Genomic DNA, 11,980 nt, shown 5'->3' with positions numbered 1-11,980 from the left:
TGCGATATGCGATCGATGTGGTATTTGGGGAGCTCAACCTTATGTTAAGCTCCCACGGCGGCAAATAAAGGTGGTTGAGTTTTAAATCACCCGGTCCCTGACACCTTCGTTGTTATCTCGATAGATTACTTTGAGTACCCTTGCAAATAACTTTTGCTGATTTTTGGCACCAAAACAGGCATTAAAATCTCTTTATTTCAATTTACTACAAAATATTGAAATAAAAAGGGTATACTGAGATTCGTGTTTCAAAAAGAGAAAGGCGGGCATGGGGCGTTCGGGCGAATATGTGAGCAATTTATCTGGTGAGATAGCATACCGTTCTTTTAGACCGGCACCGCTTCCTCTAGAACCTCAAATTGCATTGGACAGCGACGATCTTCGGCTTCTCCTTGCCGCTTCTCGCCGTTTGCAAGAGTTAGACACGATGGCTCAGTTCATTCCGGATGCGCAACTCTTCGTGTCGCAGTATGTGCGCAAGGAGGCGCTTGTCTCGTCTCAGATCGAAGGTACCCAGTGTACGCTCGACGATCTGCTCGATCCTGAGGTTGAGAGCAATGCCGACTTAGATGTTGAGGATGTTGTCTGCTACACGAAAAGCCTCTGGCATGCGATCGACCGTCTTGACGAAATGCCTCTTTGTAACCGTTTGCTCTGCGAGGCGCATGCTCGGCTGCTCGGTAACGGGCGGGGCTCCGAGCGTAATCCGGGTGAATTTCGACGCTCGCAGAACTGGATCGGTCCGTCGGGGTGTACGCTGAAAGATGCACGCTATATCCCGCCTAACGTCGATGACATGATTGACTCGCTTGCCAACCTAGAGCGCTACATCAATGCCGACCCTGAAATTGATCCGCTTATTCGTGCGGCTCTTATCCACTATCAGTTCGAGACGATCCATCCTTTCCTTGACGGCAACGGCAGGATCGGACGCATGCTCATCTTGCTTTACCTCATCGATCAGGAAATGTTGCACAGCCCAGTGCTCTATGTTTCCTACTTTCTCAAGCGCAATCAAATTGAGTATTATGACCGCATGGGTGAAGTGCGGCGATCGGGCAACTACGAGCAATGGATTCGCTTCTTCCTAGAGGCCGTGAAGGCGGCCGCTGAAGATGCCCTTGAATCAGCGCGCACCCTCGACCGTCTACATCGGGAAAGCTGGGAGATCGTAGCGGCACAGCGTGCGGCGAAGTCGCTCTCCAGCGTGCTCGAATACGTGGAGAAGCGCCCCATCATGAGCATTGGGCGTTGCGCGAAGGAATTGTCCTTGAGCTACAACACGGTTGCTTCGGCGGTACGCAAGCTGTGCGCTCTCGGGATTCTGAGGGAAACCACCAACGCTTCGCGCAACCGTGTGTTCGCCTACGAGAGCTACCTAGCTGTTCTTCGACGAGGAACCGAGCCGCTCGGTGGCGACCGATAATGGTTTTAACAAAGACTGATGTAGCTCCCGGCTTCGGGACCCTCCGTCACGTACAATTTGCTTATAATGGATTTCTTATTTGTCTACCTACATTCACAGATAGAAGTACCACATGGGTAGGACTGTCAACAAAAATCCTCGACGCGGCGGTCGAAGTCGCATACGGCGTCAACTTCAACGGTGACGAAGAAAAGATAGTCGCGCACTTGTTTAAGCTCTATGCAGAAGTCACAAAGGAGACCAGCTATATGAAGTCAAGATCTGATTCGTAGTTATTTGAAGATTTGTTAGCACGTTCGTTTTATTGGAAATCGCACTTTGACAGCTGAATATTGAATGCTTTTAGGCGCAATAAACCAAGCCCTTCCGGGCAGCGCATGATGGTAGGTTATCAATGATCCTATTTATCTGGGTCGTAGGGCATCTCAAGCGCACTCATTCGTCTACCTCGCTTGCAATGAATGCCATCATTTCTTCCGCAGACTTGAAACGATGTCCGGTTCCACCTTTTGCGATGATCTTCTCCGCTTCTTTCATGGCGGCTATTGTTTCTTCGTTGGGTACTTCATTCGAATAGCCAAGGTCGAGCGGAATGGCATGGTCGCGAACCATCTGCTTGTAAAAGGCTCTGGTGACTCCAGAAAGATCGAAGCCGTAGTATTCCGCAACTGCCGAAGCGTCACGTTTTAAATCGCTATCTATTCTCATGGTTAAAGTTGCGGCAGCCATAATATCCTCCTTATACGTACTGACAAATATATAGTAACGTATGTGCAATCTACTACAAGGAGAAAAGTAATCATACAACCAAAATAATCATTTAGCGCTGCGATATGCGATCGATATGGTATTTGGGGAGCTCAACCTTATGTTAAGCTCCCGCGGCGGTAAATAAAGGTGGTTGGGTTTTAAATCGCTTCGTCGCCGGATTCGCCGGTACGGATGCGTATTACCTCATCAACTGGGCTAATAAAAATCTTTCCGTCACCCACTTCGCCTGTGCGTGCTGCATTTTGTATCGTTTGCACAATGCTCGCGGTGTCTGCATCATCAGCCACAATTTCAAACTTTACTTTAGGAACCATGTTAAGTAAAACTTCTGTTCCGCGGTAATACTCTTTCCAGCCATGCTGATTGCCGCAACCGTTTACTTGGCTTACTGTCATGCCTTTTACGCCCGATTCAAACAGAGCATCTTTTAGTATTTCCAGTTTTTCCGGTCTTACTATTGCTGTAATTCGTTTCATATCTGCGTTGCTCCTTTAATCGAGTCCGATATATGCTGGATATGCAGATTCGCCGTGTTCTGCAACGTCTAAGCCTTGTGCCTCGGCTTCATCGCTTACGCGAAGTTTACCGTGGAATACAAGTTTCACTATAAGTCCTAGCGCTATATCGCATATTCCAACAAACGCTACCGTTATTGCAATGCCTAATATCTGGCTTCCCAAAAGCGACCAATCGCCTGTGTAGAATAATCCGCCAAAATCTGTCCATGATAGCTCTGGTACGCAGAACAAACCGGTCATTATGCCGCCCACAATGCCACCTACGCAATGGCATCCGAATGCATCTAACGCATCGTCGTAGCCAATTTTTGGCTTTAGCCAAGATATGGCGAAATAACATATGGGCGACACAGCTAGTCCCATAACAATCGCTGCCCAAGGTTCAACAAAGCCAGCCGCCGGGGTTATAACAACAAGACCAGCAACAAGACCTGTGCATGCGCCTACCAGAGTTGGTTTTTTAACACGTATGCGCTCCACTAAAATCCAAGACACAACGCCTGCGCCACTTGCACATACGGTGTTGACTAAGGCTAAAGCAGCAATTCCGTCGGCTGCAAATTCACTTCCGGCGTTAAATCCAAACCAGCCAAACCATAATAGTGCAGCACCAAGCGCAATAAAGGGAACATTGTGGGGTCTATAGCTCATAGCGCCGAATCCTTTTCTGCGACCGACCATTACACACAACACAAGAGCTGTAAGACCAGACGATATGTGTACTACATCGCCGCCAGCGAAGTCGAGCGCGCCAATCTTATCGCCTATAAGCGACCCGTCTCCACCCCAAACCATATGAGCGAGTGGGGGATATATCAGTATTGTCCAACATATAAGGAATGCAGCTATTGCGCCAAAGCGCATACGTCCTGCAACGCCACCTGTAATTATTGCAGTAGTAATCATGCAAAATGCCATTTGGAATACCACGTCTGTAATTGCTGGATATACTGCATCTTCTCCGGGCGCTTCTGCTTCAAGCAACATGTCGGTTGTGTTGCCTAAAAGAAACAGCTGATCGAAACCACCAAATATAGGGTTTTCTCCACTTCCGCCATAGGCAAAAGACCATCCGCATACCGTCCACGTTATGGCAACAATTCCAAGTGCTGCAAAAACCATCATCATTGTATTGCCGACATTTTTGCGGCGGGATAAACCACCGTAAAAGAATGCTAGACCCGGTGTCATAAGTAATACTAGCATCGCGCATATCAGCATGAATCCCGTATTCCCGGTATCCATTCTCAACTCCTTTATTACTGTTTTACTGGGACGCTTTTGATAATGCCACCAAAAAATTTCGCATTTGATGTAGCGCTTTGATGTTTACTGAATTGAACGAGCTTTTTAACAATTAGGAATGCTAGCTGTTACATGGCAGAAACACATTGTCTTGGATAGAATAGAGCAAGCATGTTTTGAATATACTAGGAGGCGTACATGTCTGAATATACATATAAAACACGTGGCGTATGTGCTCGTCAGATTGATTTTGAGATAGATGGTGATGTATTGCGCAATGTAAGATTTACAGGTGGCTGCGACGGAAATCTGCGAGCAATTTCCAAGCTAGTAGATGGCATGCCAGTTGATGATGTTGCGTCTTTATTGGAAGGTAACACCTGCGGACCTAAGTCTACAAGTTGCGCCGATCAATTGGCTCAAGCTATTAAACAGGCTAAGGCGTAAATAAATGCTGCCCGGCCACACAGCTTCTGCGGCTCCTATACCTCAGTTTACCGATTCTGAATCGGTTGCGCTGAAGGTGCTTCCGTGTTTGCTAGACATTGGCGAGAGCATGATTTTGGCAGGCGCTGATGTAAATTTGGTCGAGTTGCTTGTGCGTCGTGTGGGCCATGCTTATGGTGCCGTGAAAATGAACGTATTGGTAATAACTGCATCAATAATAGTAACTATGACCATGCCGGATACGCGCGAATATACCCAAACGCGGCGTATTGAGAACGCCGGCGAAACCGACTTTGCAAAATTGGAGAAATTGACAAATCTCTGTATTGAATCGTATCAAAAACCTATTCCACCAGATGAATTGAAGCGTCGCTTTGAAGAAATTCGGAGTATAGCCTTCCCGAAATCTTTTTTGTTTGTTGGCGGTGTAATTGCTTCTGCTAGTTTTGCCGTTTTCTTTGGTGGCTCAATCCTTGATGGTGTGGTTACGGCGGCATTTGCTGTGCTTATGTGCCTTATGATTGTGTATTTGAAACCAATTACTCCAAACACTATTGCGTTCAATTTTATGTCTTGCGCTATAACGGGGTTGTGTATTGGGGCTGCGTCGTTGTTTGTGCCTAATATGTCTGTTGACATGGTAATCATAGGCGTGATAATGCTTCTAATTCCGGGTGTAGCTATGACAAATGCCACGCGCGATATGATCTCAGGCGACACTATATCCGGTGTTATGCGCTTTGTTGAAACAATTTTGTGGGCAGCGTCTATCGCTCTTGGGTTTATGGCATCTCTTTGGATAATGGGTGTACAAACTAGTGAATTTATATCGAATGCGCCGCCGCTGATTTCTTTTATAGCGTGCATTCCTGCAACGTTTGGTTTTGCCCTGTTTTTCGACGTGCGCAAAAGCCTTCTTGCTATTACCACCATAGGAGGCGTAATTACATGGGGCATTTATCTGCTGCTTAGCGAATACGTAAGCGCCGATGCGTTTACTCCTACATTTATTGCATCGTGTTTTGCGGCAATATATTCTGAGGTTTTGGCAAAGCGGTTTAGAACGCCCACATCAACTTTCTTCATAATATCGGTTATACCTTTAGTTCCGGGGCGTGCTTTATATTTCACTATGAAATGTGCACTGTTGGGTTCATGGGCGCAATTTGGCGACTACGGTTTGCTTACATTGCAATTCGTATTGGGCATTGCGCTAAGCATAAGTGTTGTTTGGGCTATATCTCGCACGTGGTCAAACTTTAGAAATGAAAGAGATAAGAGATATTCGCAAAAGAAAGCAGGGTAAAGTGTCTAAAATTGAATACGATTCAATAGAACAAGCTCTGGAAGATTTGCGGGCGGGCAAAATCATTCTTTGCACAGACGATCCCGATCGCGAAAATGAAGGCGATATGATATGTGCCGCCGAATTCGCCACCACTGAAAATGTGAACATGATGGCAAGCGTGGCAAAAGGTCTAATTTGCATGCCGATATCAAAGGCAATAGCTGCAAAGCTACATTTGCCGCAGATGGTACGCGATAACACCGACAATCACGAAACAGCGTTTACCGTATCTGTAGATCATATAAGTACAACTACGGGAATATCTGCCGAAGAGAGAGGCGTGACAGCAAGGAAACTTGCAGATGTAGCCGCTATTCCGTCCGATTTTAGGCGACCCGGGCATATGTTTCCTCTTGTTGCTCGGGCGGGCGGCGTGTTAAAGCGCGAAGGCCACACAGAGGCAACAGTCGATCTTATGAGGTTGGCTGGTTTAACTGAGGCGGGTTTATGTTGCGAAGTGATGCGCGATGATGGGCTAATGATGCGCTCTTCTGAACTTCGCAAGTTAGCTAATAAGCTTGGACTGAAGCTTATCAGTATTAAGCAGTTGCAAGATTACAGAAAACGCCACGATAAGTTAGTGGAGCGTGTTGCCCGTACCAAGCTTCCTACAAAGCATGGCAACTTCGAGGCTTTTGCATATCTCAATCTGCTTAATGGCGAACACCACATAGCGCTTGTTAAGGGCGATATTGGAAATGGTGAAGACGTGCTGGTGCGTGTGCACTCCGAATGTTTAACAGGGGATGCATTTGGTTCGCTGCGTTGCGATTGCGGTGAGCAGCTTGCGTGCGCGATGGATGCTGTTGAGTCTTGCGGGCGCGGAGTTGTGTTATATATGCGTCAAGAGGGCAGAGGTATTGGGCTTGTAAACAAGCTGCGAGCATATGAATTGCAAGATGATGGACTAGATACGCTGGACGCGAATTTGGCACTTGGTTTCCGGGGCGATGAACGCGAGTATTATATTGGCGCACAAATTCTTCGCGATTTAGGGATTAAAACAATGAGGCTTCTTACAAACAATCCCGATAAAGTTTACCAATTAAAAGATTTTGGTATTGAAATTATAGAGCGCCTACCTATTGCAGTTGATGCCAATGAATTTGATCGGAAATATCTGGAAACAAAGAAAACCCGAATGGGGCATATTCTATAAGGCGGGATTTATTCTGTAACCCCGGCATTAGGAGAGTGCCGGGGTTACAGCGCCTCTAAACAGTGCCTATTTGCCAACTGTTCATATATTCAACTTGTGCGGGGGTAAGCGTATCAATATGTACCCCTAGTGCTTCAAGTTTTAGTTGCGCTATGCGCTCGTCAATTGCTTCGGGAACATCGTAGACTTTCTTTTGCATATCTTTAGCTTGGTCTAATAAGTATTCGGCGCAAAGTGCATGATTGGCGAAGCTCATGTCCATAACATTAGCAGGATGTCCTTCTGCGCCCGATAAATTCACCAGCCTGCCCTCTGCCAAAAGAATAATGGTGCGCCCATCGGGCATAGTGTATTCATCTACAAGTGGCTTTAGTGTGGTTTTCTTTATGGCGTGTTCTTCTAGCCAAGGAATATTGATTTCGGAATTGAAATGTCCTGAATTACAAATGATTGCGCCATCTTTCATGTTTTCAAAACATACATCGTCTATAACATTTAGGTTGCCGGTTACGGTAATCCAGATATCAGCCACTTTTGCAGCCTGTTCGCGTGGCATTACTTCAAAGCCATCCATATACGCTTCTAGTGCTGCTGTGGCATCCACTTCGCATACAACAACTTTACACCCCATGCCTTTTGCGCGCATGGCAAGACCTTTTCCGCACCAACCATATCCGCTTACTACTAAAGTGCGACCCGCAAGCAGGCGGTTTGTAAGACGAATTACGCCATCTAGGGTAGATTGACCTGTGCCATAGCGATTATCGAAGAAATGTTTGGTTTTTGCATCGTTTACGGCAATTACGGGGTATTCAAGTTCATTTGCTGCTGCCATAGCTGCCAAGCGTATAACGCCTGTGGTTGTTTCTTCTGTGCCACCAATAATGTTTTGAAGCGCTTCGCGGCGTTTTTCATGAATGCGCCCAACTACATCTCCGCCGTCATCCATTGTTATTTGCGGTTTGAAATCTATTACTGTGTCAATATGCTTGTAATACGTTTCGTTGTCTTCGCCGCATATTGCGTATACCGATACTCCATAGTCGCGTACAAGTGCGGCGGCGGTATCGTCTTGCGTAGAAAGTGGATTAGAAGCACAAAGACGCACATCTGCGCCACCCGCCACTAGTGTGCGCATCAAATTTGCTGTCTCTGTAGTTACATGTAAGCAAGCTCCTATACGAACTCCCTCTAGCGGGCGTTCTTTTTCGAAACGCTTGCGTATTAGCGCCAGTACTGGCATATCTCGGTCTGCCCATTCAATACGTGCGCGACCCGCATCTGCAAGTGCTATATCTTTTATATCGCAATCTCTCATTGCATTTCCTCTTCCGTGCTTTTACCTAAGTGCTGCAAGCATACATCAAACTTACAATTTCGACACATTTTCTATCTTTAGGGGATGTATCAGATTATAATTTAGCCGTTTATTTGTTTGAAGACTTTTATTTGCCGTTCGAAGTAAGGAGAAACGTGTTCGAACAACTTGCCGAGGCGATGGCACGGCTCTCGTTTGTCGATACGTTCAATTTTTGCGTTTTTGTCGCTTTTACATGCTGTTATACGTATCAGCTTTTTTATGTATTTGTTGTGCTTACTCGCCGTGCTCCAAAATGTGTGGCAAAGCGCAATCATAAGTTTGCCGTTTTAATTGCAGCTCGTAACGAATCTGCTGTAATAAAAGATTTAATTCAATCTATAAAACAGCAAAACTACCCATCGGAATTAATAGATATTTTTGTTATAGCCGATAATTGCACCGACGATACGGCGGCTATAGCGCAAAATGCGGGCGCTAATGTTTTTGAGCGTTTCAATACTGAAAAAGTGGGGAAGGGATACGCGCTAGACTACGGTCTGAAGTCTATTTGGCACGATTTTCCCGATGCAAAGCACGAAGCATATTTTGTTTTCGATGCCGACAATGTGCTTGATGCGAATTATTTTCGCGAGATGAATGCCACTTTTGATAGCGGCGCTAAAGCGTCTACCAGTTATCGCAATTCCAAGAATTTCGATTCGAATTGGATTTCTGCTGGCTATGGCACATGGTTTTTACGCGAGGCGAAATTCCTAAACCAAGCGCGTCTAACATTGAATACATCTTGCGCAGTTTCTGGTACCGGGTTTTTCATTTCAGCTGACATTCTTAAAGCAGCAGGCGGCTGGAAATGGCATCTACTAACTGAAGATATAGAATTTTCAACTGATTCTATTATAGGCGGTGTGCGTATAGCGTATTGTCCTACTGCGGTTTTGTATGACGAGCAGCCCACTACATTTCGCGATTCATGGAATCAGCGTTTCCGCTGGGCAAAAGGTTTTTATCAGGTGTTCGGTCGCTATTCGGGGCGCTTGGTTAAAGGTGTTTTCAAGAATCCGAAAGGGTATCGCTTTGCGTGCTATGACATGCTTATGACACTGGCTCCCGGTATGTTGTTGTCAATAATTACTGTAACGCTAAATGCCATAATACTTGTACTTGGCGTTACCGGCATAATGTCTACCGGCATAGCCGTTATGAGTTCGCTCTCTAGTATTTTCTTCTGTTTGTTCAACTACGTTATGATCATGTTTGTATTTGGCGTGCTTACAACTTTTGTAGAGTGGAACAGCATACGTGCCACCACCGCACGCAAAATTGGCAGCATGTTCACATTCCCTCTGTTTATGCTTACATACATTCCTATCGCGTTAGTTGCGCTAGTGAAAAAGGCAACATGGAAACCAATTAAACACACTATTTCGGTCGATGTGTCGGAATATTCGGAGCGCAGAATTTCCGCTTAGTGGTATTGGTTGCTCTAATCAAGTACGCGCCCAAATGCCAAAGCGTATATTTCTTTGTAGCCAGCACGGCGCAAGCAGTCGGCGGCGGCGTATAGGGTAGATCCTGTTGTACATATATCGTCAAATACGATAATTTTGCGGAAAGTGGGAGATGCGGGCGCAAGTTTAATGGCTGAAGACATGTTTGCAAATCTTTCTTTGCGCGATAAATTGCGTTGGTCAATCGATTTTGGTGGCATAAAAACTCCGACGCAGTCAAGCTTTGCAACGTTAGCCAGCGTGCATGCTAACTCTTGTGCATGATCGAATCCGCGTCGTTGGCGGGCTTTTATAGTGTCAGGTATATAGGTTATAACGCAATCATTTTTCCAGTCGGGTGATATATAGCGCGACGCTATGTTTGCTATGGTGTAGGCAAGGCGGCGCTCTCCTTTGTCTTTATATGTTTTAACTATGCGTTTCACTGCGTTGTCTGCCACCATTGCATATGCCATGTTGTTAAAAGGTACACTTTCTCTGTTTGCGCTAGCAAGCATTAATGGTGTGCATTCGGTGCATTGTGTTTTTCCGTATGGTGCCCCACATATTGGGCACGCCAGATATGTATCTATATACGATAACTTTTTCAGGCAATGCTCGCATATAAGCATGCCCGGTGCGTCGCATATTGCGCAACGTGTCGGCCATATAGTTTCTGTGGCTATATCCGCGGCTACATGCATCGCATTTTTGAAAAATTCTATTGTATTAGTCATAGTTATTTCGAATTCTAGATATGAAGTCTTGCATCTAGTACACAGTTTTGCGACATGTGTTTATAGGAAATTACAGTGAATATAATTACGTTTGCGTAATGGATTTGATACCAAATTCAACAAAATGCAAGTTCTATTGATATACATATCTTGCAAAAATCTTGCAGCTTGGTTTGGTGTGTATCTAATTCGCGCATTCAAACCGCGCTATAATTATCGAATATGCTTCCTTGGGTCTGTAGCTGCGGGATGTTCGCATCCTTAGTCCATGGCAGATGCGGTCGAAAGGATCCACGTAAAGCGGCTTTATAAGTCGCTGAGCATGGCGTATTCTAGAAGTAAGTCGCACCGCCCGTTGACTTTCCGCGATAAGGTGTCGCGGCGGGCGAGAGGTTCAAGCGGCAACGCGTAGACCCGGTGTGCGTGTGTGGGGTCAAAGGCTAGGTCAGCTGAGGAAGCTAATTGTTATGCGAGCAAACCTAAATAACAGGTGTTGCTGAAAGGAAGATGCATGAAACGTTTACGTGCTGCAATAGCTATATGCTTGGTAATCGTGATGGCTTTTGCACTTACGGGATGCCAACAGCAAGAATACAAACCCGAGCTTGGCTCTGCGCAGGTCCAGCCTCCTACTATTGGAGAAGATGGTGTTTTGCGCGTTGGTGTGAACACTAACAAGTCTCCGCTTGCCGGCATGGGTAACGACAAGATAATAGGTATCGATGTAGATATAGCGGCTGCTTTGGCTGACGAGTTGGGTCTAAAGGTCAGCATTGTCGATGTTGGCAATAGTCCTGATGCCGCTTTAGAAGACGGCACTGTAGATATTGTTATGGGCATTGATAGTGCAGAGTCTCTTGAAGGTGTTTGGCTATCTTCTCAATATCTACCAACTGGTGTAGCGCTGTTTGCTTTAGAAGGTAGCAATGCTAAAGTTCCTACAGCTGATAGTAAGCCATCCATTGCTGCGCAGGTTTCCTCAAAAAGCGCATGGGCTGTTACCAATGCGTTTGGCGAAGAAGCTCTTTCTTCGGCAAATGATTTAACAAGTGCTGTTAACCAGCTCCAATCAGGTCAGGTTGACTACCTTGCATCTGATGCTGTTATAGGAATGTATGCCGCTAATCGTACAGGTGCTAATGTTGAGATAGTTGCTTTAATTGACAGCGCTAGTGGTTACTGCGTGGCTATCTCTGAGTCTAATACCGAGCTACAAAAAACAATAACAGATTCGCTGCAAAACTTAATTTCTAACGGTACTGTGGGCGTTATAGAGCAAAAATGGTTAGGTGCTGAACTCGATTTAGATAGCGTGGCGCAGGCTGAAGTAAAGAAACAGCAGACAGATAATGCCGAAGAGCCAGCCGCAGGAGCAAACTCAAGTAGTTCATCTTCTAGCGCAAGTTCTTCTAGTTCATCAAGTTCTGCCGCTTAACTATTCTTGCGAAATTTTGTATTGTGCAGTTTTGAAATGGTAACTGCGGATTGCGCAAACACTAAGAATTTATAACTTAAGGTGTC

Annotated in this window: 11 protein-coding genes; 6 read left to right on the top strand and 5 right to left on the bottom strand. The window is 45.7% G+C overall.

Annotation, left to right across the window (positions count from 1 at the left end; translation table 11 throughout):
- Nucleotides 1-268: 268 nt before the first annotated feature.
- Nucleotides 269-1,426 (top strand): Fic family protein, encoded by a 1,158-nt coding sequence (locus G7Y37_RS01170; protein WP_165060426.1) that lies wholly within the window; start codon nucleotides 269-271, stop codon nucleotides 1,424-1,426.
- A 435-nt stretch (nucleotides 1,427-1,861) separates the two neighbouring features.
- On the opposite strand, the gene G7Y37_RS01165 is transcribed toward G7Y37_RS01170, so the two are convergent.
- The 3 genes from G7Y37_RS01165 to G7Y37_RS01155 form a co-directional block, all read right to left on the bottom strand.
- A complete protein-coding gene (locus G7Y37_RS01165) occupies nucleotides 1,862-2,155 on the bottom strand; it encodes a type II toxin-antitoxin system RelB/DinJ family antitoxin (RefSeq protein WP_165060425.1) in 294 nt (97 codons plus the stop codon).
- 179 nt (nucleotides 2,156-2,334) lie between these two features.
- Nucleotides 2,335-2,673 (bottom strand): P-II family nitrogen regulator, encoded by a 339-nt coding sequence (locus tag G7Y37_RS01160; protein WP_165060422.1) that lies wholly within the window; start codon nucleotides 2,671-2,673, stop codon nucleotides 2,335-2,337.
- 15 nt (nucleotides 2,674-2,688) lie between these two features.
- Entirely contained in the window at nucleotides 2,689-3,960 is a 1,272-nt protein-coding gene (locus G7Y37_RS01155; RefSeq protein ID WP_165060419.1) for an ammonium transporter, read from the bottom strand.
- A gap of 198 nt (nucleotides 3,961-4,158) precedes the next feature.
- Here G7Y37_RS01155 and G7Y37_RS01150 point away from each other — a divergent pair, with 198 nt between their 5' ends.
- The 3 genes from G7Y37_RS01150 to G7Y37_RS01140 are packed head-to-tail and all read left to right on the top strand — an operon-like array spanning nucleotide 4,159 to nucleotide 6,914.
- On the top strand, nucleotides 4,159-4,407 hold the full coding sequence (locus G7Y37_RS01150) for a TIGR03905 family TSCPD domain-containing protein (RefSeq protein ID WP_165060416.1): 249 nt from the start codon (nucleotides 4,159-4,161) through the stop codon (nucleotides 4,405-4,407).
- Nucleotides 4,408-4,411: 4 nt separating this feature from the next.
- Nucleotides 4,412-5,713 (top strand): threonine/serine exporter ThrE family protein, encoded by a 1,302-nt coding sequence (locus G7Y37_RS01145; protein WP_165060414.1) that lies wholly within the window; start codon nucleotides 4,412-4,414, stop codon nucleotides 5,711-5,713.
- Between the two features lie 10 nt (nucleotides 5,714-5,723).
- Nucleotides 5,724-6,914, top strand: a complete 1,191-nt coding sequence (locus G7Y37_RS01140; RefSeq protein ID WP_241155951.1) for a bifunctional 3,4-dihydroxy-2-butanone-4-phosphate synthase/GTP cyclohydrolase II — start codon at nucleotides 5,724-5,726, stop codon at nucleotides 6,912-6,914.
- Nucleotides 6,915-6,969: 55 nt separating this feature from the next.
- Here the strand turns inward: G7Y37_RS01140 and ahcY are convergent, their stop codons facing one another.
- Nucleotides 6,970-8,232 carry an adenosylhomocysteinase gene (gene ahcY, locus G7Y37_RS01135; RefSeq protein WP_165060410.1) on the bottom strand — a complete coding sequence of 421 codons (1,263 nt, stop codon included), beginning with the start codon at nucleotides 8,230-8,232 and terminating at the stop codon, nucleotides 6,970-6,972.
- Between the two features lie 155 nt (nucleotides 8,233-8,387).
- On the opposite strand from ahcY, the gene G7Y37_RS01130 reads away from it, so the two are divergent.
- A complete protein-coding gene (locus tag G7Y37_RS01130) occupies nucleotides 8,388-9,704 on the top strand; it encodes a glycosyltransferase family 2 protein (RefSeq protein ID WP_241155946.1) in 1,317 nt (438 codons plus the stop codon).
- Between the two features lie 14 nt (nucleotides 9,705-9,718).
- Here the strand turns inward: G7Y37_RS01130 and G7Y37_RS01125 are convergent, their stop codons facing one another.
- On the bottom strand, nucleotides 9,719-10,459 hold the full coding sequence (locus G7Y37_RS01125; protein ID WP_165060408.1) for a ComF family protein: 741 nt from the start codon (nucleotides 10,457-10,459) through the stop codon (nucleotides 9,719-9,721).
- Nucleotides 10,460-10,970: 511 nt separating this feature from the next.
- Here G7Y37_RS01125 and G7Y37_RS01120 point away from each other — a divergent pair.
- Nucleotides 10,971-11,894 (top strand): ABC transporter substrate-binding protein, encoded by a 924-nt coding sequence (locus tag G7Y37_RS01120; protein ID WP_165060406.1) that lies wholly within the window; start codon nucleotides 10,971-10,973, stop codon nucleotides 11,892-11,894.
- Nucleotides 11,895-11,980: the final 86 nt, after the last annotated feature.

Source organism: Adlercreutzia sp. ZJ154, assembly GCF_011039055.1.
Lineage (GTDB): Bacteria > Actinomycetota > Coriobacteriia > Coriobacteriales > Eggerthellaceae > Adlercreutzia_A.
This window is presented reverse-complemented; position numbering and strand designations above follow the sequence as displayed.